Source organism: Kribbella soli, assembly GCF_004331345.1.
Classification (GTDB): domain Bacteria; phylum Actinomycetota; class Actinomycetes; order Propionibacteriales; family Kribbellaceae; genus Kribbella; species Kribbella soli.
This window is the reverse complement of sequence record NZ_SJJZ01000001.1, coordinates 2,326,663-2,351,115: the sequence shown is the minus strand read 5'-3', so window position 1 is coordinate 2,351,115 and position 24,453 is coordinate 2,326,663. Positions and strand designations below refer to the sequence as shown.

General features: G+C 68.7%; 22 protein-coding genes. 18 read left to right on the top strand and 4 right to left on the bottom strand.

The window, feature by feature from the left end; genetic code table 11:
• The first annotated feature begins 147 nt into the window (after positions 1-147).
• Genes E0H45_RS11770 through E0H45_RS11735 form a run of 8 tightly spaced genes read left to right on the top strand, consistent with a single transcriptional unit; the run spans position 148 to position 10,562 of the window.
• Positions 148-936, top strand: coding sequence for a TIGR03084 family metal-binding protein (locus E0H45_RS11770; RefSeq protein WP_131336935.1), 789 nt, complete (start codon positions 148-150; stop codon positions 934-936).
• Entirely contained in the window at positions 929-2,638 is a 1,710-nt protein-coding gene (locus tag E0H45_RS11765) for an acyclic terpene utilization AtuA family protein (RefSeq protein WP_131336933.1), read from the top strand. The genes E0H45_RS11770 and E0H45_RS11765 overlap by 8 nt, the downstream gene beginning before the upstream one ends.
• Positions 2,635-3,756 carry an acyl-CoA dehydrogenase family protein gene (locus tag E0H45_RS11760; RefSeq protein WP_131336931.1) on the top strand — a complete coding sequence of 374 codons (1,122 nt, stop codon included), beginning with the start codon at positions 2,635-2,637 and terminating at the stop codon, positions 3,754-3,756. The genes E0H45_RS11765 and E0H45_RS11760 overlap by 4 nt, the downstream gene beginning before the upstream one ends.
• On the top strand, positions 3,753-5,306 hold the full coding sequence (locus tag E0H45_RS11755; RefSeq protein WP_131336929.1) for an acyl-CoA carboxylase subunit beta: 1,554 nt from the start codon (positions 3,753-3,755) through the stop codon (positions 5,304-5,306). The genes E0H45_RS11760 and E0H45_RS11755 overlap by 4 nt, the downstream gene beginning before the upstream one ends.
• Before the next feature lie 5 nt (positions 5,307-5,311).
• Positions 5,312-7,234, top strand: coding sequence for an acetyl/propionyl/methylcrotonyl-CoA carboxylase subunit alpha (locus E0H45_RS11750; protein ID WP_202872258.1), 1,923 nt, complete (start codon positions 5,312-5,314; stop codon positions 7,232-7,234).
• Positions 7,231-8,388 carry an acyl-CoA dehydrogenase family protein gene (locus E0H45_RS11745; RefSeq protein ID WP_131336927.1) on the top strand — a complete coding sequence of 386 codons (1,158 nt, stop codon included), beginning with the start codon at positions 7,231-7,233 and terminating at the stop codon, positions 8,386-8,388. Before E0H45_RS11750 ends, E0H45_RS11745 begins: the two co-directional genes overlap by 4 nt.
• 13 nt (positions 8,389-8,401) lie before the next feature.
• Complete coding sequence (locus E0H45_RS11740) at positions 8,402-9,958, top strand: AMP-binding protein (RefSeq protein ID WP_131336925.1); 1,557 nt, start codon at positions 8,402-8,404, stop codon at positions 9,956-9,958.
• Positions 9,951-10,562 (top strand): TetR/AcrR family transcriptional regulator, encoded by a 612-nt coding sequence (locus tag E0H45_RS11735; protein ID WP_131336923.1) that lies wholly within the window; start codon positions 9,951-9,953, stop codon positions 10,560-10,562. The genes E0H45_RS11740 and E0H45_RS11735 overlap by 8 nt, the downstream gene beginning before the upstream one ends.
• Here the strand turns inward: E0H45_RS11735 and E0H45_RS43200 are convergent.
• The gene (locus tag E0H45_RS43200) at positions 10,535-10,708 is read right to left on the bottom strand and encodes a helix-turn-helix domain-containing protein (RefSeq protein ID WP_238154993.1); all 174 of its coding nucleotides are present in this window, start codon (positions 10,706-10,708) and stop codon (positions 10,535-10,537) included. The two genes, E0H45_RS11735 and E0H45_RS43200, sit on opposite strands and share 28 nt — an antisense overlap.
• 612 nt (positions 10,709-11,320) lie before the next feature.
• Between E0H45_RS43200 and E0H45_RS11725 the strand changes: the two genes are divergently transcribed.
• Positions 11,321-12,445: an MFS transporter gene (locus E0H45_RS11725; RefSeq protein WP_238154916.1), complete on the top strand. Its 1,125-nt coding sequence runs from the start codon at positions 11,321-11,323 to the stop codon at positions 12,443-12,445.
• Here E0H45_RS11725 and E0H45_RS11720 read toward each other — a convergent pair.
• Entirely contained in the window at positions 12,421-14,670 is a 2,250-nt protein-coding gene (locus E0H45_RS11720; protein WP_238154992.1) for an NACHT domain-containing protein, read from the bottom strand. The two genes, E0H45_RS11725 and E0H45_RS11720, sit on opposite strands and share 25 nt — an antisense overlap.
• Positions 14,671-14,845: 175 nt before the next feature.
• Here E0H45_RS11720 and E0H45_RS11715 point away from each other — a divergent pair, with 175 nt between their 5' ends.
• From E0H45_RS11715 to E0H45_RS11700, 4 genes are all read left to right on the top strand, one after another.
• Positions 14,846-16,294 carry an MDR family MFS transporter gene (locus E0H45_RS11715; RefSeq protein ID WP_131336919.1) on the top strand — a complete coding sequence of 483 codons (1,449 nt, stop codon included), beginning with the start codon at positions 14,846-14,848 and terminating at the stop codon, positions 16,292-16,294.
• Positions 16,295-16,393: 99 nt separating this feature from the next.
• Entirely contained in the window at positions 16,394-16,765 is a 372-nt protein-coding gene (locus tag E0H45_RS11710) for a hypothetical protein (protein WP_165546410.1), read from the top strand.
• The gene (locus tag E0H45_RS11705; protein ID WP_131336915.1) at positions 16,732-17,106 is read left to right on the top strand and encodes a TolB family protein; all 375 of its coding nucleotides are present in this window, start codon (positions 16,732-16,734) and stop codon (positions 17,104-17,106) included. The genes E0H45_RS11710 and E0H45_RS11705 overlap by 34 nt, the downstream gene beginning before the upstream one ends.
• A 36-nt stretch (positions 17,107-17,142) precedes the next feature.
• Positions 17,143-18,261: a GNAT family N-acetyltransferase gene (locus tag E0H45_RS11700; RefSeq protein WP_131336913.1), complete on the top strand. Its 1,119-nt coding sequence runs from the start codon at positions 17,143-17,145 to the stop codon at positions 18,259-18,261.
• 138 nt (positions 18,262-18,399) lie between these two features.
• Here the strand turns inward: E0H45_RS11700 and E0H45_RS11695 are convergent, their stop codons facing one another.
• Positions 18,400-18,831, bottom strand: a complete 432-nt coding sequence (locus E0H45_RS11695) for a MarR family winged helix-turn-helix transcriptional regulator (protein ID WP_131336911.1) — start codon at positions 18,829-18,831, stop codon at positions 18,400-18,402.
• A 28-nt stretch (positions 18,832-18,859) separates the two neighbouring features.
• Here E0H45_RS11695 and E0H45_RS11690 point away from each other — a divergent pair, with 28 nt between their 5' ends.
• A complete protein-coding gene (locus E0H45_RS11690; RefSeq protein ID WP_202872257.1) occupies positions 18,860-19,249 on the top strand; it encodes a hypothetical protein in 390 nt (129 codons plus the stop codon).
• A 374-nt stretch (positions 19,250-19,623) separates the two neighbouring features.
• Here the strand turns inward: E0H45_RS11690 and E0H45_RS42415 are convergent, their stop codons facing one another.
• Positions 19,624-19,797: a hypothetical protein gene (locus E0H45_RS42415; protein ID WP_165546409.1), complete on the bottom strand. Its 174-nt coding sequence runs from the start codon at positions 19,795-19,797 to the stop codon at positions 19,624-19,626.
• Between the two features lie 227 nt (positions 19,798-20,024).
• Here E0H45_RS42415 and E0H45_RS11685 point away from each other — a divergent pair, with 227 nt between their 5' ends.
• From E0H45_RS11685 to E0H45_RS11670, 4 genes are read left to right on the top strand one after another with little or no spacing between them, the layout of a single operon-like run.
• Positions 20,025-21,320, top strand: a complete 1,296-nt coding sequence (locus tag E0H45_RS11685; protein ID WP_130386590.1) for an NsdA family TPR-like regulatory protein — start codon at positions 20,025-20,027, stop codon at positions 21,318-21,320.
• Positions 21,321-21,329: 9 nt separating this feature from the next.
• Complete coding sequence (locus tag E0H45_RS11680) at positions 21,330-21,881, top strand: GNAT family N-acetyltransferase (RefSeq protein WP_131336908.1); 552 nt, start codon at positions 21,330-21,332, stop codon at positions 21,879-21,881.
• A gap of 33 nt (positions 21,882-21,914) precedes the next feature.
• On the top strand, positions 21,915-23,564 hold the full coding sequence (locus tag E0H45_RS11675) for a PHP domain-containing protein (RefSeq protein ID WP_131336906.1): 1,650 nt from the start codon (positions 21,915-21,917) through the stop codon (positions 23,562-23,564).
• A gap of 7 nt (positions 23,565-23,571) precedes the next feature.
• The gene (locus E0H45_RS11670; protein ID WP_238154915.1) at positions 23,572-24,453 is read left to right on the top strand and encodes an oxygenase MpaB family protein; all 882 of its coding nucleotides are present in this window, start codon (positions 23,572-23,574) and stop codon (positions 24,451-24,453) included.

Genomic DNA, 24,453 nt, shown 5'->3' with positions numbered 1-24,453 from the left:
GCATAAGTCCCGCAGCCGCCGGTTTCAGCGACCAAATGGGCACTTGCGCCTGCGTGGCGGTCCGCTTTCCCAAAAACAAGCACGCTTGATTCTTTTTCCTGAGCGTGGGACGCTCGGCTGCACGAGCCCCTCGCGAGGGAGTGCAGCGTGCAACTGGACGAAGTGCTGGCGGACCTGTGGGCCGAGAGTGCGGAGCTGGATCGGCTGGTCGGTGGGTTGGCCGCTGGGGAGTGGTCGACGCCGACGCCGGCCGAGGGCTGGACGATCGCGCACCAGATCGCCCACCTGGCCTGGACCGACGAGGCGACGCAGCTCGCCGCGACCGATCCCGAGGCGTTCAAGGAGTCGCTGCAGACAGCGGCCGCGAGTCCGACGACGTACGTCGATGACGGCGCCGAGGAGACTGCCGCACTGCCACCGGACCAACTCCTGACGTACTGGCGGGAGGCCCGGGCCGAGGTCACCGAGGCGCTGAAGAAGGTGCCGGCCGGCGAGAAGGTCCTGTGGTACGGCCCGCCGATGAGCCCGACGTCAATGGCGACCGCGCGGCTGATGGAGACCTGGGCGCACGGGCAGGACGTGTTCGACGCGCTCGGCGTACAACGGCAGCCGAGCAACCGACTGCGGCACGTCGCCCACCTCGCGGTCCGCACGCGCGACTTCGCGTACCTGCTCAACGACCGCAAGCCGCCCACCGAGCCGTTCCGCGTCGAACTCACCGGACCGGACGGCGACGTGTGGACCTGGGGTCCGGAGGATTCCGCCCAGCGGGTGAGTGCGCCGGCGCTGGACTTCTGTCTGCTCGCCACGCAACGCCGGCACCGGGACGACCTCGCCGTGCGGGCTGAGGGCGCCGACGCCGAGGAGTGGCTGGAGATCATCCAGGCCTTCGCCGGCCTGCCCGGGAAGGGTCGTCAGGCAGGACAACATGACTGAGCCGATCCGCATCGGTAACGCGTCCGGCTTCTACGGGGACCGGTTCAGCGCGGTGCAGGAGATGCTGACCGGTGGGCCGCTCGACGTGCTGACCGGGGATTACCTGGCTGAGCTGACGATGCTGATCCTCGGCCGCGACCGTCTGAAGGACCCGGCGCTGGGCTACGCGCGGACGTTCCTCAAGCAGCTGGAGACCGGGCTCGGCGAGGCGCTCGATCGCGGCGTGAAGATCGTCAGCAACGCAGGGGGTCTCAACCCGGCCGGGCTCGCGCAGGCGATCCAAGAGCTGGCCGACAAGCTTGGGCTGCATCCGAAGATCGCGTACGTCGAGGGCGACGATCTGCTCGGCCGCGCAAAGGAGCTCAGGCTGGGCGAACCGCTGACTGCGAACGCCTATCTCGGCGCGTGGGGTATCGCCGAGGCTTTGCAGGCGGGCGCCGACGTGGTGGTGACCGGTCGTGTCACGGACGCCTCGGTGATCGTCGGACCGGCCGCCGCACATCACGCCTGGAAGCGGACGCAGTACGACGAACTCGCCGGAGCCGTCGTCGCCGGGCATGTGATCGAGTGCGGTTGCCAGGCGACCGGCGGGAACTACGCGTTCTTCACCGAGATCCGGGACTTCGGGCGGCCCGGGTTCCCGATCGCGGAGATCCACGCGGACGGTAGCAGCGTGATCACCAAGCACGACAACACCGGCGGCGCGGTCACGATCGACACGGTCAAGGCGCAGCTCCTGTACGAGATCACCGGCGCCCGGTACGCCGGTCCGGATGTCACCACGCGCCTCGATTCGATCGAGCTCGACGACGACGGGCCCGACCGCGTCAGGATCTCCGGCGTCCGCGGTGAAGCCCCGCCGCCGACGTACAAGGTCTCGCTGAACAGCGTCGGCGGCTTCCGCAACGAGGTCGACTTCGTGCTCACCGGGCTGCAACTGGAGCAGAAGGCCGAGCTGGTGCAGCGGCAGCTCGAGCAGGCGTTGCCGAAACGGCCGACCGAGCTGAAGTGGACACTGGCCTGGACCGAGAAGCCGAACGCCGAGTCCGAGGAGGAGGCGAGCGTCTTCCTCCGGTGCGCGGCGAAGGATCCGGATCCGAAGGTCGTCGGCCGCGCGTTCAGCAACGCGGCGGTCGAGCTGGCGCTCGCGAGCTACCCGGGATTCCACGTCACCGCACCGCCCGGCGACGGTTCGCCCTACGGCGTCTTCCGCGCCGGGTACGTCGACATCCACGAGGTGGACCACGTCGTCGTACTGCCGGACGGGTCGCGGCAAGTCATCGAACCTGCTCGGGAAACCCAGCAGCTGCAGTCCGTCGACGACATCGAGGCGCCGATGCCGCTGCTGCAACTCTCGAGCGGACCGCCGCGGACCCGCGAGGTCCCGCTCGGCCGGATCGCCGGCGCACGCTCGGGCGACAAGGGCGGCGACGCGAACGTCGGCGTGTGGGTCCGCGACGAGAAGGCGTGGCGCTGGCTCGCGCACACCCTCACGGTCGAGCTCTTCGAGGAGCTCCTCCCGGAGACGCAGCCGCTGATCGTCACGCGGTACCTGCTTCCGAATCTGTGGGCGGTGAACTTCGTCGTCGAGGGCCTGCTGGGTGAGGGCGTCGCGGCGCAGGCACGGTTCGATCCGCAGGCGAAGGCGCTCGGCGAGTGGCTGCGGTCGCGGTACGTCGACGTACCGGAGGTGCTGCTGTGAATGACTTCCGCGAGTCCGTACGGCGGTTCATGACGGCGGAAGTGTTGCCGCATCTGGATCAGTGGGAGCGGGACGGCGAGCTGCCGCGGGAGTTGCACAAGAAGGCGGGTGCCCTGGGGTTGCTGGGCGTCGGGTTCCCCGAGGAGGTCGGTGGTGGCGGCGGGTCGTTGCTCGACGCGCTCGGAGCGGTCGAGGAGATGCACTACGCAGGCGGCTCCGGCGGGTTGGTCGCGTCACTGCTGACCTGCGGCATCGCCCTTCCACATATCATTGCTGGGGGCAACGAACAGCACGTCGAGCGGTGGGTCCGTCCGACGCTGGACGGTGAGTTGATCGGCGCGCTGGCGATCACGGAGCCTGGTGGTGGGTCCGATGTGGCGTCGATCCGTACGACGGCGCGGCGCGAGGGCGACGTGTTCGTCGTCAACGGAGCGAAGACCTACATCACGTCGGGTTGTCGCGCGGACTTCGTGACGACGGCTGTTCGGACTGGCGATGCTGGGGCGCACGGGATCAGCTTGCTGGTGATCGAGCGCGGTACGCCGGGGTTCGCGGTGTCGCGGAAGCTGGAGAAGATGGGCTGGCTCTGCTCGGACACGGCTGAGCTGTCGTTCACCGATGTTCGCGTGCCGGCCGAGAACCTGGTGGGTGCTCAGGACTCCGGTTTTGTGCAGCTCGCGGTGAACTTCGTCGCCGAGCGATTGACGTTGGCGGTGCAGGCGTACGCCGGTGCGCAGCGGGCGCTCGACCTGACTGTCGAGTGGTGCCGTCAGCGGGACACGTTCGGGCGGCCGTTGATTTCGCGGCAGAACGTGCAGCACACGTTGACCGAGATGGCACGGCGGATCTCCGTGGCGCGGGTCTATGTGCACGATGTGGCGCGGCGGGCTGAGGCGGGTGACGACGTGATCGCCGAGACGTGTTTCGCCAAGAACACCGCCGTCGAGGCCGGGCAGTGGGTCTGCGACCAGGCGCTGCAGTTGCACGGCGGTCTCGGGTACATGCGGGAGGCCGAGGTGGAGCGCCAGTACCGCGACCAGAAGATTCTCGCGATCGGCGGCGGCACTACCGAGATCCTGACCGGCCTTGCCTCCAAACGACTGGGGTTCACTGCATGAGTAACCGTGAGGTGATGCTGGAGAAGCTTGCTGGGCTGGACGCCGAGCATGCGAAGGCGCTCGCAGGGGGTGGTCCGAAGTACGTCGAGCGGCACCACAAACGCGGCAAGTTGCTGGTGCGGGAGCGGATCGAGCTGTTGCTCGACCCGGACTCGTACTTCCTCGAGCTGTCGCCGCTGGCCGGTTGGGGTTCGGACTTCACGGTCGGTGCCAGCCTGGTGACGGGGATCGGTGTTGTCGAGGGCGTCGAGTGCCTGATCACCGCGAACGACCCCACGGTGAAGGGCGGCGCCAGCAATCCGTGGACCTTGAAGAAGGCGTTGCGAGCCGATGAGATCGCCCGGGCGAACCGGCTGCCGGTGATCAGCCTGGTCGAGTCCGGTGGTGCGGATCTGCCGACGCAGAAGGAGATCTTCATCCCCGGCGGCGCGATGTTCCGGAACCTGACCCGGTTGTCGGCCGAAGGGATCCCAACGATCGCGCTGGTGTTCGGCAACTCGACCGCGGGCGGTGCGTACATCCCCGGCATGAGCGACTACGTGGTGATGGTCGACGGCGGCGCGAAGGTGTTCCTGGCCGGGCCGCCGCTGGTGAAGATGGCGACCGGCGAGGACGCGGACGACGAGTCGCTCGGCGGCGCCTCGATGCACGCCCGCAAGTCCGGTCTGGCCGACTACTTCGCGGTGGACGAGCCGGACGCGATCCGGCTCGGGCGGCAGATCGTGTCGCGGCTGAACTGGCGTAAGCAGGGCCCCGCCCCCACGCCGTCGTACGACGAGCCTGTCTATGACGCGGACGACCTGCTCGACATCGTGCCGGGGGACCTGAAGATCCCGTTCGATCCGCGGGACGTGGTCGCGCGCGTGGTGGACGGGTCGGTGTTCGACGAGTTCAAGCCGGTGTACGGGTCGTCGCTGGCGACCGGGTGGGCGTCGGTGCACGGGTACCCGGTGGGGATTCTCGCGAACGCGCGCGGGGTGCTGTTCAGCGAGGAGTCGCAGAAGGCGGCGCAGTTCATCCAGCTGGCGAATCGCGCGAACACGCCGCTGATCTTTCTGCACAACACGACCGGGTACATGGTCGGGCAGGAGTACGAGCAGGGCGGGATCATCAAGCACGGCGCGCAGATGATCAACGCGGTCTCCAACTCTCGCGTGCCGCACCTCTCGATCCTGATGGGCGCGTCGTACGGCGCCGGGCACTACGGGATGTGCGGGCGGGCGTTCGATCCGCGGTTCCTGTTCGCATGGCCGTCGGCGAAGTCGGCGGTGATGGGTCCGCAACAGTTGGCCGGCGTACTGTCGATCGTCGCGCGGGCGGCGGCCGACGCGAAGGGGCAGCCGTACGACGAGCAGGCCGACCAGCAGATGCGGGCGTACGTCGAGGGGCAGATCGAGGCGGAATCGCTGCCGATGTTCCTGTCCGGCCGCCTGTACGACGACGGCGTGATCGACCCCCGTGACACCCGGACCGTCCTCGGCATCTGCCTGTCCGCCATCCACTCGGCACCCGTGGAGGGCACATCCTCCTTCGGTGTCTTCCGGATGTGAGCCCGATGACTCAGGAGCCGCGCGTGATCCAGTCCGTGCTCGTCGCCAACCGGGGCGAGATCGCTCGCCGGGTCTTCCGGACTGCTCGTGCGCTCGGCCTGTCCACGGTCGCGGTCTACTCGACAGCCGATGCGCGGATGCCGTACGTCGACGAGGCGGATGCCGCCGTACACCTGCCGGGGAACGCTCCGGGCGAGACCTATCTGCGCAGCGAACTGATCGTCGAGGCGGCGCGCAGGGCGGGCGCGGACGCCGTACATCCGGGCTACGGGTTCCTGTCCGAGAACGCCGCGTTCGCGCAGGGAGTGATCGATGCGGGGCTGACCTGGATCGGGCCGCCGGTGGATGCGATCTCGTCGATGGGGTCGAAGATCGAGGCGAAGAAGCTGATGGCAGCGGCCGGGGTGCCGGTCCTCGCCGAGCTGACACCGGCCGAGGTATCGGCTTCCGATCTACCTGTGCTGGTGAAGGCGTCGGCCGGCGGTGGCGGGCGTGGGATGCGGGTGGTGTCGCGGCTGGAGGATCTCGCCGCGGAGATCGATGCGGCCTCGGCGGAGGCGTTGTCGGCGTTCGGCGACGGGACCGTGTTCTGCGAGCGGTACCTGGCGACCGGGCGGCACATCGAGGTGCAGGTCATGGCCGACCAGCACGGCACGATCTGGGCGGTCGGCGAACGCGAGTGCTCGATCCAGCGCCGCCATCAGAAAGTGGTCGAGGAGGCCCCGTCGCCGCTCGTCGAACGGATTCCGTCGATGCGGGCGGAGCTGTTCGACGCGGCACGGAAGGCGGCCGCGGCGATCAACTACGTGGGCGCCGGGACGGTCGAGTTCCTGGCCGACGAGGACGGCGCGTTCTACTTCCTCGAGATGAACACCCGCCTCCAGGTCGAGCACCCGGTCACGGAGGAGACGACGGGCCTGGATCTCGTCGCACTGCAGTTCGACGTCGCCTCGGGTGAACGACTGCGGGTGGATCCGCCTCCGACGGTCGGGCATGCGATCGAGGTTCGGCTGTACGCCGAGGACCCGTTGAACGACTGGCGCCCGCAGACCGGGACGCTACATGCGTTCCAGGTCGGCACACGTGAGCTGCGGGTGGACTCCGGGGTGGAGGACGGGTCGGAGGTTTCGCCGTACTACGACCCGATGCTGGCGAAGGTGATCGCCTACGGTCCCGATCGCACTGCGGTCGCACGAAACCTCGCCGGGGCGTTGGAACGCGCAACGATCCACGGGGTCGGGACGAACCGCGAGTTGCTGACGTGGATCCTCCGGCACCCGGCGTTCCTCGCGGGTGACACCGACACCGCGTTCTTCGACAAGCACGGGGTGGGGCCGGGGGTCGATGACGCGGTGGTGCAGGTGTCGGCGTTGGCGGCCGCGCTGGCGGATGCGGCCGGGCGGGCGGCTCCGGTGCGCGTGCCAAGCGGGTGGCGGAACCTGGCGTCGCAGCCGCAGCGCAAGAGCTACCGCGTGGGCGACGTAGAGCATGAGGTTGCCTATCGGCTGACCCGTGACGGTTTGGTTGTCGACGGCAACATCACGCTCCTGGACACCAGCCCAGAGCGGGTGGTGCTGGAGGTGGACGGCGTACGACGGTCCTTCGACGTGGCGGCGTACGACGGGATCACGTGTGTGGACTCGTCGCTGGGGAGCGTCGCGCTGCATCCAGTGGAGCGGTTCGTGGATCCGGCTCACCAGGTCGCAGCCGGGTCGTTGGTGGCGCCAATGCCGGGGACCGTGATCCGGGTCGGCGTCGCGGTCGGTGACGTGGTGAAACGAGGACAGCCGCTGCTGTGGCTGGAGGCGATGAAGATGGAACACACGATCGCGGCTCCGGCGGACGGGGTCGTCGGTGAGTTGAAGGTGGAAGCAGGACAACAGGTCGAAGTCGGCGCCGTACTCGTAGTGGTTGGGGAGGAAGCATGAGCTTCGTCGAATCGGAAGAGCGCTCAGAGCTGCGGAAGGTCGTCGGCGAGCTGGGTAAGAAGTACGGGTACGAGTGGTTCAACCAGCAGGCTCGTACCGGCGGTCACACCACCGAACTGTGGCTGGAGGCCGGCAAACTCGGGTTCCTCGGCGTGAACCTTCCCGAACAGTACGGCGGCGGAGGCGGCGGCATGGCCGACCTGTCGATCGTCCTCGAGGAGCTCGGCGCGGCCGGCTGCCCGCTGCTGATGATGGTCGTGTCACCGTCGATCTGCGGCACCGTGATCTCGCGTTTCGGCACCGACGAGCAGAAGCAGCACTGGCTCCCGGGTCTCGCCGACGGTACGACGATCATGGCGTTCGCGATCACCGAACCCGACGCCGGCTCGAACTCGCACCAGATCACCACCACGGCCCGCCGTACCGAGAACGGCTGGTCGCTGACCGGGCGCAAGGTGTTCATCTCGGGACTCGACGTAGCGAAGGCGATCCTGGTCGTCGGGCGCACCGAGGACGCTCGCACCGGGAAGCTCAAGCCGGCGCTCTTCATCGTGCCGATCGATGCACCGGGCGTGGAGTTCCGGCAGATCGAAATGGACCTGATCAGCCCGGACAAGCAGTACGCGTTGTTCCTGGACGACGTACAGCTGCCGCGCGAAGCGCTCGTCGGGTCCGAGGACGCGGCACTGATGCAGCTGTTCGCCGGCCTCAACCCGGAGCGGATCATGGCGTCCGCGTTCGCGGTCGGCATCGCCCGGCACGCGCTGGACAAGGCCACGGCGTACGTCAAACAACGGCAGGTCTGGAGGGCTCCGATCGGCGCGCATCAGGGGCTCGCGCACCCGCTTGCGCAGATCAAGATCGAGCTCGAACTGGCCCGCCTGATGCTGCAGAAGGCCGCAGCTTTGTATGACGCGGGCGAAGATCTCGCAGCCGGTGAGGCAGCGAACATGGCGAAGTACGCCGCCGGCGAGGTCGCCGTACGAGCGACCGATCAGGCAGTGCAATCGCTCGGCGGGAACGGTATGACGGTCGAGTACGGCGTCGCCTCGCTGGTCGCCGCCGCTCGCGCGACGCGGATCGCACCGGTGAGCCGGGAGATGATCCTGAACTTCGTCGCACAGCACAGCCTCGGACTGCCCAAGTCGTACTAGAAGGAGTGGGGCAATGATCATCACGAGTCAGTTCCCGCCAGTCGAGGTGCTCGACGTACCGATCCACGACGCCGTGCTCGGCAGAGCCCAGGAGTACGGCGACAGGCCGGCGATGGTCGACGGCGTCACCGGGAAGGAGCTCAGCTACGCCCAGCTGGACCACCTGACCCGGCGGGTCGCAGCCGGTCTGGCCGAGCTCGGCATCCGGCACGGCGACGTGGTCGCGCTCTACAGCCCGAACACGATCCTGTACCCCGTGGTGTTCTACGGCGCCACCCGCGCCGGCGCGACCGTGACCACGGTGAACGCGCTCTACACCGCGGACGAGCTGCACAAGCAGTTGATCGACTCGAAGGCGAAGTTGCTGGTGACGATCTCGCCGTTCCTGCCGGTCGCGACCGCGGCGATCGAGGGCACCGGGGTCGAGCAGATCCTCGTCTGCGACCAGGCCGAGGGCTACCGGTCGGTGCAGGAGCTGTTCGCGTCCACGGGTCCGGAGCCGGTGGTGACGATCGATCCGGCGGTGGACGTCGCGGTGCTTCCGTACTCGAGCGGGACGACCGGCGCGGCCAAGGGCGTGATGCTCACGCACCGGAACATCGCCACGAACATCTCCCAGGCGGAGGTGATGATCACGCTCGCCGAGCAGGAGCGGATCATCGCGATCCTGCCGTTCTTCCACATCTACGGGCTGTCGGTGCTGATGAACCTGCCGCTGCGGCTCGGCGCGACGGTCGTCGTGCTGCCGAAGTTCGAGCTGCAGCAGTTCCTGACCACGCTCGACGAGCAGCGGATCACGCGGGCGTTCGTCGCGCCGCCGATCGTGCTGGCGTTGGCGAAGCATCCGGCCGTGGACGGCGTCGACCTGTCTGCTTTGAAGCACGTGACGTCCGCGGCGGCGCCGTTGGACGGTGAGCTGGCCGAAGCGTGCGCGAAGCGGCTCGGGTTGCACGCCGTACTGCAGGCCTACGGGATGACGGAGTTGTCGCCGGGCACACACGCCGTACCGCAGGACGACCAGGAGCCGCCGCCGGGTGCGGTCGGGAAGCTGTTCCCGTCCACCGAGATGCGACTGGTCGGGGCCGACGGCAACGACACGGACGAGGGCGAGATCTGGATCCGCGGGCCGCAGGTGATGAAGGGGTACCTCGGACGGCAGGCGGAGACGGACGCGACGATCGACCCGGACGGCTGGTTACACACCGGCGACATCGGGCGGGTGGACGCGCGCGGATACCTGTACGTCGTGGACCGGGTGAAGGAGCTGATCAAGTACCACGGGTACCAGGTGCCGCCCGCCGAACTGGAGGCCGTGCTGCTCACCGACGACCGGATCGCGGACGCGGCCGTCATCGGGGTCGATGCGGACGGCAACGAAATACCGAAGGCGTTCGTGGTGCCGATGCCGGGAGTGACGCTGACGGCGGACGATGTCATGGAGTACGTCGCCGCGCGGGTGGCGCCGTACAAGAAGATCCGGCAGGTGGAGTTCATCGACGCCGTACCGAAGGCCGCGTCCGGGAAGATCCTGCGGCGGGAACTGCGGGCTCGTGAGGCCGCGCGTGAGTGAGGTTCTCAAAACACCCCAGCAGGACCGGTCGCGGGCGACGCGGCAGCGGTTGCTGGAGGCCTCGGTCGAGTCGCTGGCCGAGGTCGGGTACGCCGCGACGACAGTGTCGGTCGTCGCGGCGCGGGCCGGGGTGTCGCGGGGCGCGGCGCAGCATCACTTCCCGACACGGGCGGACCTGTTCGCGGCGGCGGTCGAGTACATGACCGAGGTGCGGTTGGCGGAGATCCGCGCGCAGGCTGCTGCGTTGCCGAGCGGGGCGGGGCGCACCGAGGCGATCGTCGGGATGCTGGCGGACGTGTACACCGGTCCGCTGTTCCGGGCCGCACTGCACCTGTGGGTGGCTGCGTCGACAGAGGACGCGTTGCGGCAGCAGATCGTGCGGCTGGAGTCACATGTGGGTCGGCAGGCGCACCGGGCGCTGCTGGAGGTGCTGGACATCAGCGAGCGGACGCCTGGTGTGCGGGAGACCGTGCAGGGCGTGCTCGACATGGCGCGCGGTCTCGGGCTGGCCGACCTACTGACCGACGACAGCGCGCGCCGGCGCGGCATTGTCCGCCAGTGGAGCCGCATCCTCGATCAGGCTCTACGTGAGCCGGGTGTGTGACCGAAGGCGCGCCGAAAAGTGTCGATGAACGCACTGGTCGACGCCCAGCCGGTCCGGTGAGCCACACGGGTCACTGACTCTCGTTCGGCGAGCAACCGGAGCGCCTCGTGCAACCGCAGCTGAGTCCGCCACTGCGGGAAGGTCATCCCCAGATCGGTTCTGCACAGCCGGCTGAGAGTCCGCTCACTCGCACCAACCTCCCGCCCGAGCTCCGTCAGCGTCCTGCCCTCCGTGGGGTTCTCGCGCAACAGGTCGCAAACGGCTGCGAGCCGAGCATCACGTGGCGTAGGTAGATAGGTGGGTCGCTGAGGCGACCGCCGCAACTGATCAAGCAAGACAGCACGCAAGCGCTGCAACTCATCAGGTGGGTTCTCTGCAGGACCTGTGTACGTGAGGATCAGCTCTCGGAGGAGAGGGCTCACTACCAGGGCTGACGGGGCGTCTAGTTCTAGTGGGTTCTCCTCCAGCCCTACCGTGTGGAGTGTGGTCTCGCCGTACGCGCGGTGTTGGTGGAGGGTGCCTGCTGGGATCCAGATGGCTCGGGTGGCGGGGGCTACCCAGCTGCCGGCGTCGGTGGTGACGGAGAGGACGCCGCGGCCGGCGTACACGATCTGGTTGCGGTCGTGCCAGTGCGGCTCGATCCCGCCACCGGCGTGGATCGGGCGGTGGCCGGTGGTCGCGGGACGTTGGCGGGTTTCCGGCATGAATTGGCATTTTATCGGAAGCCGGACAACAAGCCGGGCCGTGACGATCGAGGGGTGCGGAGACTTCGACCGATCGGGCTGATGGCCACCGGCCACGCGTGCGTGGACATCTACCAGGGCTGCGTTCCGGCGCTCGTACCGTTCCTGGTCGCCGAGCGCGGCCTCGGGTACGTCGCGGTCTCCGGCATCACGTTGGCCGCGACGCTCCTCTCGTCGGTCGTCCAGCCCGTGTTCGGCGTACTGACCGATCGCCGCCCGCTCACCTGGCTGATCCCGGTCGCGATGACCACCGCCGGTCTCGGCATCGCCCTCCTCGGGGTCGGACAGACCTACTGGCTCATGTGGTTGGCGGCTGCGCTGTCCGGGCTCGGCGTCGCGGCGTACCACCCGGAGGCCGCCCGCATGGCCCGCGTCGTGAGCGGCGGCAGCCACGTCGGGATGAGCTGGTTCTCGGTCGGCGGGAACGTCGGGTTCGCGCTGGCGCCGATCCTGGTCACACCGATCATCGCCGCGGGCGGGTTGTCGCTGACGCCACTGCTCGTCGCACCCGCGCTGTTCGGCGCCGCGATCACCACGTGGGCGGTCCGCTCGCGCGCCACGGTCGCAGTCAGCCGCGGACACAGCGAAGGAACGGACGACTGGCCGTCGTTCCTGCGGTTGTCGCTGATCATGATCTGCCGGTCGATCGTGTTCGTCGGCCTCGGTACCTTCATCGCGCTGTACGCCGGCCAGCGGGTCGGCGGCGGTACGACGACCGGCGGCGTCGCGCTGTTCATCCTCTTCGCAGCGGGTGCACTCGGCACGCTCCTCGGCGGCCGCCTCGCCACCCGCTACGGACGGGTCCGCACGCTGCGGACGTCGTACGCCGTCGCAGTACCGGCGCTCGCCTGCCTGGTGTTCGTGCCCGGACCAGCGTTCTTCGGCTTCCTCGCGGCGACTGCGATCGCGATGTCGATCCCGTTCTCGTTGCACGTAACGCTCGGCCAGGACTTCCTCCCCGGACGCGTCGGCACCGCAGGCGGCATGACCCTCGGCCTCGCCGTCAGCATCGGCGGTGTGGCGACCCCGGTCCTCGGCACCATCGCGGAGCACACCTCACTGCGTCTGGCTCTCAGCACACTGATCGCGTTGGTCCTGTGCAGCAGCCTGATCGGCTACGCCCTGAACGAACCGGCTTGAGTGCGCGCTGTGCGTTCTGTGATGCGACGGTCGACCTTTGCTGCGAGTTCGTCCGGTGTGCACTCGGCCAGGTGGTCGCGGACGAGGAGGTGGATGAACGAGTACTGCGCACGTCCGGTGCGGGCCAGTACGTGGCGGTCGGCGGCGTACTGCAGGAAGGCTCGGCGGTGCCACGGTAGGTACCCGGTCCAGCGGAGTAGCGAGTCATGCAGCAGCCGGGACAGTGGTCCGGCGAGGACAGGCGGACGGCGACGCCAGGCCTTCGCTGCAACCGTGCCAACAACGATGCCGGCGACCGCCTCCAGTTGCGGCGATGCCAGGTCCGCTCCAAGGACCAGTGCGACCAGGAACGCGGCAACAGCTCCGCCAGCGACCCACGGGTCCATCCGCCACCCCTTGTCGGCTGTGGTCGGGAGGTGGTCGGTCGGCAGCGACTTCACCATCCGGATCGCCTGAGCAACCAGGAGGCCGATCGCCACCCCACAGGCGAACGCGGTGGCGTCACCGAGGCTCAGGGTGATCCAGCTCGCCCCCACGACCACAGCCAGCCGTACGCCGAGCAGCAGCCGCCGCCGGTTGTCGTGGAACACGATCAGCTCGACACCGTAGGCTCCAGCGATCACCGCGGCCTCGACAACGAGTGCGGGCTTGGCAGTGAGCAGTTCGACCAGTCCGAGCGCGGCAACAGTCACAGTGACAGTTATCGCCGTACCTGCAAACAGGATGAGGGCCAAGAGCGGTATGCGGTCCGGTCCGCTCCCTTCGCGCTTCTGCCAGGGGTGTGGCAGGAGGTGGACGAGCAACAGCGCAGCGCCCGCGACTGCGAGTCCGGCGAGTACGCCGTACTGCGCGAGCATCACCAGCGTCACGCCGGCAGTCAGTGCAGCGAACAGCGCAGGCAGGCACACCGCGTGGGTCAGGTAGTCCACCTCAGGCAGCGACAACCCGTACCACCCGTCAGGCACCATCCAGCGCGGTACGGCAGTCCGGTCGCCGGCACGGCGTCGAGTCCACCAGGCCAGACACCACAGGCGCCGTACGGCGGTCTTGGCGTCGTACTGTCTCGCGGTCTGGCGGTTTCGGGCGAGGACTTCGCAGATGTAGGTGTCGAAGAGCTCCCTGCGTAGGTCCGCGACGCCACGGGCGCCCACCTCCTCGGGCGCTCGCCCCTGGTACGCCAGGACCATCACGTTGAGCATCAGTGGCGAGTTGACCAACTCCCAGAGCGCGTCGTCCTGCTCGATCGCAGCGCGCGCACCGTCGAGTGCTGGTCCGACAGTGCTGAAGTAGCCGAGGACCTGTTCTCTCGTGAGCGGTCTGATGTGTACTGCGCCGAAGAGCTGCAGCTTGTGGGGGAGGCGTTCGTAATCGTTCGTTCGGCACGTGACTGCGAGCTGGCCGATCCGGTAGTTGCGGCGGAGCTCCTCCAGGACCGGTGCGAGCTTGCCACGGTTCGGCTCGGCGATCTCGTCCAGTCCGTCGAGCAGGAGGGTCAGCTCGCCGTTGCTCAGCCAGGTGCGTCCGACGGCGGGTGGGATGCCGTAGCGATCGTTCAGCTCGTACAGCAGCCAGCGAACGAAGCCCGCGACTATTGGGCTGTCACCAGGGTCGTCGTCCTTCCGGTGTGACGACTGCGCGGTCCAACCAGCTAGATCGACCAGGACAGGGATGGGCTGATCCTTGTTGACATGGGCTTTCTTGGCGAGGTTCCGGGCGAGGTCGAGGAGCAGGGTGGTCTTGCCGGCACCAGGTGCGCCGAGGATCAGCATCGAGTCCTGGAGCTCGTCGAAGACACCTGCGATGTCGGCCTCGTTCGGAACGCGCCGCGGTGCGCTGTCGAGTGGCTGGACGACCAGGTCGTACGGGCGGACTACTACGCCGGGGTGCTCGTCCAGGGCCAGGGCGACGCGGGTGCGCTCGGCGAGCGAGCCGGCGCGACGTTCGGAGAAGTACCGGTCGATGCGGGCGAGTGCGTTGGGGCGGTTGCGCGGCTGGTCGGCACCCCGGTTGGAGATGGTCGGCAGGCGGCGGTCGCGAACCTCGAACAGTGCGGTCAGGACCGCGACGACCCAGAGCACCCCGATCGCCGGCCAAACCCAGCCGACGTACGGCTCGAGGAAGGCCGGTGCGGTGCCGCCGGTGCCGACGTTGATCGCGATCGGCAGCAGCACCAATGCGAGCGAGACAGTCACCACGAGCACGACGCCACGCAGCAGTGCCCGCATCCTCACCCACCGGAGCGTAACCGCCCGTGAGCCCACCGTCCCGGCCGGGCGCGTCGTACCTCCGCCGCTCTCGTCTTGCACTCGACCGTCCCGCTTCGTCGTACACCAGGGGACGTCCAGTGGGCGGGCTGTAGGTAGGGGAATAGTTGTCGGTTCACATACATTGGTTGGTGATATGACTACGGAGCGGATCGACCGGACGGGTGTCGGACTTCGGTCGGAGCGAGGCCCGATTCTGCTCGCCGTGATGCTGAGCGTCGGGCTGGTCGCGATCGACGCGACGATCCTCGCCACCGCCGTACCGTCCGTCGTCGCCGACCTCGGCGGGTTCACCCAGTTCCCCTGGCTGTTCTCGATCTACCTGCTCGCGCAGGCCGTGTCGGTGCCGATCTACGGCAAGCTCGCGGACCAGCGCGGGCGGAAGCCGATCATGCTGTTCGGCGTCGGGCTGTTCCTGCTCGGGTCGGTGCTGTGCGGGTTCGCGTGGAGCATGCCCGCGCTGATCGCGTTCCGGCTGATCCAGGGGCTCGGCGCCGGCGCGATCCAGCCGATCGGGATGACGATCGTCGGCGACATCTACACGGTCGCGGAGCGGGCCAAGGTGCAGGGCTACATCGCCAGCGTCTGGGGCATCTCGTCGTTCGTCGGCCCGACGCTCGGCGGCGTGTTCTCGGACTTCATCTCCTGGCGGTGGATCTTCTTCGTGAACATCCCGCTCGGGATGGCGGCCGCCTGGGTGCTGGTCCGCCGGTTCGAGGAGAAGGTGGCGGAGAAGACCAGCCACCGGATCGACTACGCCGGCGCGATCCTGCTCGCGATCGGCGGTTCGCTGCTGCTGCTCGGGTTGCTCGAGGGCGGCGTGATGTGGGCCTGGGACTCGCCGACGAGCGTCGTGATCCTGGCCGCGGCCGTCGTACTGCTGGTCGTGTTCGTGCTGGTCGAGCGGCGCGCGGCCGAGCCGATCCTGCCGCTGTGGGTGCTCGGCCAGCGGGTCCTGAACTCGGCGAACTCGGCCGCGTTGCTGATCGGGCTGCTGATGATCGGGCTGTCGACGTACGTGCCGCTGTTCGCCCAGAGCGTCCTCGGTACGTCGGCCCTCGTCGCCGGGTTCACGCTCGCCGCGATGACGCTGGGCTGGCCGATCGCGGCGTCGCTCGCCGGGCGGATCTACCTGCGCGTGGGCTTCCGTACGACAATGACGATGGGCGCCCTCATCGTCGTACTCGGATCCGGTGTGCTGCTCACGGTCAGCGCCACGAGCGCCGTACTGCACCTCGCTGCGGCCTGCTTCATCATCGGGATCGGGCTCGGGTTCTCCGCGTCACCGTCGGTCGTGGCGGCGCAGTCGTCGGTCGAATGGCAGACGCGCGGTGTGGTGACCGGGGCGAACATGTTCGCTCGCTCGGTCGGCAGTGCGGTCGGGGTCGCGGTCTTCGGCGCGGTCGCGAACGGCGTCGTCGCGGCTCGGCTGGGGGACGACCACGCGGATCTGGAGAAGGTGCCCGCCGGGATCCTGGCCCCCGCCATCCACGACGTCTACTACGGCGCCGCCGCAGCCGCCCTCCTCCTCGTAGCCGCAGTCCTCTTCATGCCGAACCGAATCACCGAACACCCGGTCCGCTAGCTCATCAGCGCCAGCAGTTCGGTACCCCAGCGGGCGCAGGATCTCGTGCAGCCGAGGACTCGGCGGCTCCGGTGCAGTGTGCATCGCGAGTACTCCGGCGTGACCGGGACGGCGGATCAGCTCGGCGTACCGGTTGAAGTCCTGTTCGACGGTCTCGTTGCAACCGCTCCCGGTGACAACGGCCGGATCGCGTACTCCGCGGAGGCGGGCGCCGGGGTGCAACTGTTCACCGTGCGTCAGGACGGCAGCGGCCGGATCGTTTTCGACTCCGAGGACGGGATCGCGATCATGCGGACCGACGGCACCGGACGCCGGCAACTGACGGTGAACCCCTTCCCGGGCGCCGGCTACGACACCGATGCGAACGTGTCTCCGACGGCAGGTACATCACGTTCGTCCGAGTCAGGGTCGGCGCGGTCGAACAGGCGCTGTTCCGGATGCGCGTCGACGGGTCGGGTCTGCGGCAGCTGACGTCGTACTCGCTCGATGTCGGCGTCAAGCACGACTGGGCACCGGACAGCTCGCGGATCGCGATCATCACGCACGCCGACCGCCAGCCGGCCGGTACGTCGGCCAACGTGGCGACGATCCGCCCGGACGGCTCCGGGCTGCGGCTGCTGACCCGCTTCAGCGGCGGTGCGGTCAACGCCTTCACCGGCTCGTCCTCACCCGATGGGCGCTGGATCACCTACCGCCTCGAGGATCGCGGGACGTTCGCACTCACCAAGCTCCGCGCCGACGGCGGTGGCCACCCGCAACAGATCCTGTCGCTACCGACGGCACCGCGCTACATCGACTGGGGATCGCGCTGACCGGCGTCGCACCGGGGCGCGGGCTAGGTTGGCGGCATGCGTGCGGTCGACTGTGTTGGTGCCTTGATCCGGGACGAGCAACATCGCGTCTACCTGCAGCGGCGTACGGCGGATCGTCGGTTGTTGCCGGGGATCTGGGACATCGTCGGTGGGCATCTGGAGGCGGGGGAGACGCCTGAAGAGGCGCTGGCGCGGGAGGTCGAGGAGGAGACCGGCTGGAAGGTCCGCGACATCGTCTGGACTGTCGCGGACTGGGAATGGGAGTGGGAGGGCCGGGTACGACGGGAGGTCGACTACCTCGTCACCGTCGACGGAGACCTGACCCGACCGCGCCTCGAAGCCGGCAAGCACGATGCGTCCGCGTGGGCCGGACCGGGCGACCTTGACCTGCTGATGGCGAACCGGACCGACGGCGACCGGCGGCTGCGGGAGCTGGTGGCGCATGTGGTCCGGACGCGTTTCACGGACCGCCTCCGGTTGGAGCCGATCACTGGTCCGAACGGGGTACTGCCCGGACATGAGGCGGACCTGGTGCGGCTGTACGCGGACCCGTGGGTGGCCCGGTGGTACGACGGGTCGTGGTCACCGGAGGAGGCAGCCGCGCGTGCCGTCGAACAGCAGACCGGCTGGGACCGCGACTCGGTGGGCAAGTGGATCGCCTACGAGCGATCGACCGGCGCGCTGGCCGGGCGGGGCGGAATGTCCCGAATCCCCGCCGGTACGCCGACCGCCGAGGCCATCGCCGCACTGGTAGGACCCGACTGGACAGGCCTCGAACTCGGCTGGGCCCTGGTGGAGTCCGCCCGCGGCCGCGGCCTCGCCACCGAAATCGGCCGCGCCGGCCTCGAGTACGCCTTCAACACCCTGAACGCGACGTCCGTGATCGCATTGACCGAACAGGTCAACACCGCATCCCAAGCCGTCATGAAACGCCTCGGCATGCAGTACGCCGGCGAGATCCACGCAGAAGGCTGGGCCGCCGGCAAACCCGACGTACAACCAGACGCCCCGTTCGCCGTCTACGTAGCCAACCCTGCAGTCCGGCGGCAAGAGGTCGACGAGGGGGCGTCCGGCCTGGAGGTCGAGGTCGGCATCACCGCCACCGCCTGGGCGGGAACCGAGCGCGCCTGCAGCGGACCAGAAGCGGACATCTGACCACACCACCGCTCGATCCGGCTGCTTTCCGGAAAGAAATTGGCGCGTAGAGCCAAAAATGTTCCGAAGAGCTGGCCGAGCGCCTCCGGTTCCTGTTCGCTGCCTCAGTTCCTGACCACCGGACCTGGGGCATCACAGCTAGCGGTCCAGGGCGGTGAGGAAGCGGGTCAGGAGGCTTGCGAAGGCGGTTCGTTCTTCGGGGGTCCACTCCGACATGGCGGCGGCGAAGTGGGTGCGGCGGTGGGTGTGGACTGTTTCCAGTTGGGCTCTTCCGGCGGGTGTCAGCACCAGGTTGGTGCGGCGGCCGTCGGCTTGGTCGGCTTCTCGGCGTACGAGGCCTGCGGTCACTGCGGCGGCGACGAGTTTGCTGGCTCGGGGCTGGTCGACGCCGAGGGCGGTGGCGACGCCGTTGACGCCGACCGGGTCGGGCTCGGCCGCCTCGATGGCGTCGAGGACCTCCTGGACCGGGTCGGGTCCGCCGGACTGGACGGCGAACGTACGGCGGGTCTGCCGCCGGCGGATCGCGATCATCGCCGCCTCGACCTCGGCGACCGGGTCCCTCTTGTCCATGCCTGACTCCAACTATATGCTCATTGACATGTATATGTCGGATGACAACAAGCCTATCGGCTGGTGGCTGAAGGAGGTCGACCGCCTGCTCGAGGAGTCGTTCGAGCAGGTCCTCGCCGACGACGGCCTCACACGTCGGCAATGGCAGGCGCTGAACGCCGCGGCAGGACGGGAGACGGTCGCCGAGGCGCTCTCGCCGTTCCTGTCCGGCGTGGAAGAGCTCGTCGCGGTCACGAACCCGCTGGTCGAGCGCGGCTGGCTGACCGGCGAGACGCTCACGGCTGACGGTGAGCGCGCGCTGGAGGCGCTGAGCGCGAAGGTTCAGGCGCAGCGGCGGCGGGTCGCGGCCGGCATCTCGGACTCGGAGTACCTGGCGACGGTCGGCGTACTCCGCCGGATGGCCGCCAACCTGGCGTGAAAAGGCTCCGAGTGTGACCGCCCAGGCGCGGCGCTCACACTCGGAGCCAGCCACCTCAAGGGGGAGGTTCCCGGTGAGGTGTCGGGAGCCTCCGGTGTCCTACCGCCCAGGACACTCGGCCCTGCCTGGCCCGAGGTGTCGGCCAGGAGGTGGGTTGGAACGGCTGGGCGGCGGCGATACAGGGAACTCAGCCGCCAAGCCCAGCCGGGTCGGGAGGGCGGTGCGGTCCGGAGCTGAGGAGTGCTCCGGACCGCACCTTGGGTTTCGTCCGGGACTGAGGAGTGCCACGGACCTTCCAAGCGCCGACCCTGAACGTGAGGAGACTCCAGGGTCAGCAGACCGGGTCTGAGGAGGACCCGGAAATCTGCGGTCTTTCAGTCGGTCGGGTCGAGCGGGCCGAGCAGATCGTTGGTGACCTTGAGACCGGCGAAACGGCGCCGCATCGCTTGTTCGTAGCGGGCCGCCAGGGGCGCCTCCGCGACGTACTGCGCGATCACGTGCTCGCCGAACCAGACCCGGACTCTGCGCCGGTGCTGCCTCGACGTCATTTCCGCGATGGTCACAACTCTCACCCCGTAACTCTCAGGCCTTGCAACCAGTTGGACTTACTGGTTGTCATGGCAGTAATGGTGCACGAGCCCAACGTGACCGCTCTAGGACCTGGACCGGACCTTTGCCGGACCTCTTCCGGTCCTCTCGCGGACATCTGGGGGACAGCACCTTGTCGTGGGGCACAAGTCGAGACAACGTCTGACTGACGTGAACGGGAGGAACGATGGCGAGTAGGTATGCGCCAAAGACGGTCCTGGCGCACCTGATCCAGCGCCGGAACCAGACCTACTCCGAGATCGTCGCCGAGTTCGTCGAGCTGGGTGGAACCATCACCGAGCGGCACCTGCGTCGCCTCGCATCGGGCGAGCGTGCGGGGACCACTCCTCAGACCCGGCGCACCCTGCAACGTCTGTTCGGCAAGCCGGTCGAGGAACTCCTCGCGCCGTACGTGCCGGAACAGGCCGCCCAGGTGGTGCCGGCACCTGCCGCGAGTGGACGGATCACGACAGGTAATGAGATGGAGGTTCTCGACATGGCTGCCAGCCGCGCGAGGGCATTTGCCCTCGCGGCCCAGTCCGGTCTCGGAAGCGAGGCCATGGAACAGGTGTACGACGACGTACGCCACGCCGCCCAGGCGTACCCGCAGCGTCCACTCCCGGAGATCCTCGGCCAGCTGGTCGAGACGCAGGACCTGGTGTTCGGCCTGCTGGAGAGCCGCCAGCGCCCGGACCACCACCGCCAGCTGTACTTCCTTGCCGGCGTCACCGGCGGCCTGCTCGCCAAGGCCTCCCACGACCTCGGCAACCCGCACGCCGCGCTGACCCAGGCGCGAACCGCGTTCATGTGTGCTGACAACGCCGACCACCACGGCCTGCGCGCCTGGGTGCGCGGCCTGCAGTCCCTGGTCTCCTACTGGGCCGGCAACCCGCACGACTCGGTGCGGTACGCGCAGCTCGGCGCCGGGTACGCCGAGCAGGCCAACAGCACCACCAGCGTCTGGCTCCCGGTCAGCGAGGCCCGCGCCTGGGCCGCGCTCGGTAACCCGGAGGCCACCCGCGCCGCCCTGGAGCGCGCCGAAGAGGCGTGGAACTCGGTCCACAACGACGACCTGGACGACATGGGCGGCTTGTGCACCTTCGGCCGCAACCGGCAGCTGTACTACGCCGCCGACGCGCTCGCCCAGCTGCCCGGTGAGGTTGAGCAGGCCCAGCGGTACTCGAGCCAGGCCGTCGACGCGTACACCGACCAGAACCACCCGGAGTGGGCGTTCGGCGACGCTGCCGGCAGCCACGCCGCGATGGCGATCACCCGGATCGCGAGCGGTGAGCTGGACGGCGCGGCGGACGCGCTGGCCCCGGTGCTGACGCTTCCGACCGAGCGCCGGATCAACGGCGTCGTGCACTCGGCCCGCCGGGTCCACCAGGCACTGCGGCAGTCCGGTCGCGCCGACGACGCCCGCGAGCTTCAGGAGGAGATCGAGACCTTCACCCGGACTCCGATGCAGACCTACCCCCGGTAGCCTGCGCGGATGGAGGAGCTCAGCGGACGGCTGACTGTACTGCGGGAATTCCGGACAACCGACCTCGACGACTATCTGGCCATCGCCGGTGACGACCGGGTCACCACCTGGATGGCGTTCGACAGCTACGACCGCGCCAAGGCCGAGCAGAGCCTGGCCGCCATCGTGGCGCGGACCACGCAGGAGAACCGTCCCGACTACATGCTCGCCGTGACCCGGCCGAACGACGATCGCGTGATCGGGTTCGGCCGGATCGCGCCGAGCGGGTCGTGGACCGCCAAGCTCGGCTACGCGATCGGCGCGGACCACTGGGGCCACGGTTACGCCACGGACGCGGCCCGGGTGCTGCTGGGCTTCGCCTTCGGCGCCCTCGGCCGGCACCGGGTCACGGCCGCGATCGGCCCCGAGAACGAGGCGTCGATCGCGGTCGTCAAGCGCCTCGGCTTCACCTACGAGGGCCACCTCCGCGACCACGTCTTCACCAACGGCGCCTGGCGCGATTCCGTGCTCTACTCCCTTCTCGAAGCCGAACATTCACCCAGGAGTCACTCGGAGCCTTGACCTGGTTTGTCAGGACCAGCAAGGTTGCGCGTCATGGCGACGCAACAGGTACCGGAGTGGGCTGATCCGAAGGTTCCGGATCAAGAGCTGGATCCGCAGGGGGTGTCGCGTCGGACCCTGATGCGCGGTGCCGGGCTGCTCGGGGCAGGGTTCGCGGCGGCCGCTGTGACGACACAGGAGGCGGCTGCGAGTACGGCGTACTCGGACAGCGATCCTGAGCTCGTCTATCTGGCCGGGGACCATCACGTCCACAGCAGGTACAGTCACGACGCGAAGTACGACTTCAGCCAGCTCGCGCAGCGCGGTGCGCAGTACGGGCTGGACTGGATGGCGTTCACCGAGCACAGCAACTTCGGGCATGCCGACAAGGGCGCGGCGGCCGAGAACGCCGAGGTCCTGAAGGCTCGTGCGGAGAACCCGCGGATGCTGATCTTCCAGGGGCTCGAGTGGTACATCCCGGCCGCCGAGCACGGCACCGTCCTCGTGGCCCCCGGCGCGAACAACGTCTCGTTGCTCCAGCAGTTCGAGCGCGAGTACGACGGCAAGCTGACGAGCCGCTCGGCCGACACACCGGACAACGAACTGCATGCGGTCAAGGCCCTGCAGTGGCTGGCCGCGCAGAAGCAGGCGCGGTACGTCGACGACGTACTGGTGCTCGCCAACCATCCGATGCGCCTCGGAATCGATGCGCCGCACGAGCTGCGCGCCTGGCGGGACAGCGGTGTCTGTATCGGGATGGAAGGCGCACCTGGTTCCCAGGGCGACGCGGACCCGGCGTGGGTCGCGTACCGCGGGTCGACGCACGCGCAGCGCGGTGAGTACGTCAACGCACCAGGAACCGGCAGCTACGCCGGCTACCCGGCTGACGCCTACCGGACGTACGGCGGCTTCGACTGGGCGACCGCGACCGTCGGCGGTCTGTGGGACAGCATGCTCGCCGAAGGCCGGCTGTTCTCGATCACCTCCAACAGCGACAACCACCGGACCATCTGGGACACCTGGAAGGACGGGGAGTTCCCGGAGGGGCAGAACTTCGACAGCCTCGGGTGGAAGCCGTCGCCGACGGACTCCGGCGTACCGCAGCCGGGCAGCGACTTCTGGCCCGGTCAGTTCAGCAGGACCCACGTCGGCGTCACCAGGTACGGCTACCTCGAGGTGATGGCCGCTCTGCGGGCCGGACGCGTGTGGGTGGACCACGGGCAGCTTGTGGACGGTATCGACGTACGACTGGCACCAGTGGGTTCACGGCAGCGTGGTGCGACGCTGGGCGGACGGCTGCGCGTCCAGAAGTCGCAGCGGCTCGAACTGCGCGTCACCGTGACTAGTGCGTCCCGGCCGAACTATCACGGCCTGTTGCCGAAGCTGGCGCATGTAGACGTCATCCGCGGTGTGGTGACCGGTCCGAGCGCGGACCGGGACAGCTGGAAGGCTCCTGACACCAGGGTGGTCGAGCAGGTCGACGTACGGCGGAAGTCGGGCACGTACGAGGTCCGCATCCCGTTGGGACGCGCGGAGCGGTCGCACTACGTCCGGGTGCGCGGCAGCGACGGCAGGCGGAACGGGCCCGGGTACCTGGGCAGCCGGATCGACCCGGCAGGGCCGATCCAGCACCCGGACAACGACGGCGACCCCTGGCTCGATACCTGGCTCTACACCAACCCGATTTTCGTCGACGTGGTCTAGTGGTGGTGTGGTAGTCAGCCAGCTGAACCCGCTGCGCGACGGGCTCGCGCGGATGATCTTGACGAAGGTTGCGGGGCCGGATCCGCACGCCGAGCGCGACCGGGTGCACAAGACTCCCGGTCCGCGCTGGTTCGCGCCGGAGAGCCCGATCCGGCGGGTGCATGGGGACGCGTCGATGTTCGCAGGAGGACTTCGGGCGTTGCTGCTGCAGTCGCTACACCCGCTGGCAATGGCTGCCGTGGCGGCGCACTCCGGGTACCGGGGCGATCCGTGGGGGCGTCTGCGGCGTACCAGCTACTTCCTGGCGATCACGACGTACGGCGCGATCCCGGACGCCGAAGAGGCGATCGCCCACGTCAGGTCCGTACACGAGCGCGTCCGCGGGACCAGCCCGGACGGGGTGAAGTACCGGGCGTCGGACCCGCACCTGCTCAAGTGGGTGCACGTGGCCGAGGTGGACAGCTTCCTCGCCGCACACCAGCGGTACGGCGCGCATCCGCTCACTGCGGCTGAGCAGGACCAGTACGTCGAGGATGCGGCGCTCGTGGCCGGCAAACTCGGGGTGATCGACCCGCCGACCACGGTGGCCGAGCTGCAGCACCTGCTGAAGCAGTACCAGCCCGAGCTCCGCGGTACGACGGAAGCGCGCCAGGCGGCCCGCTTCATGCTGGTGCACCCGCCGGTGCCGTGGGCCGTACGACCCGCGTACGGCGTACTGACGGCTGCTGCGGTCGGGCTACTGCCATGGTGGACCAGACTGCCGCTGCGGCTTCCGTACCTCCCGTTGGCCGAGCAGACCGTCGTACGGGCCGCCGGCGACGGACTCACCCGAACCATCCGCTGGGCACTCGCCTCACCAACACTGGCAGAAACCGGCGCGGAGGCATGA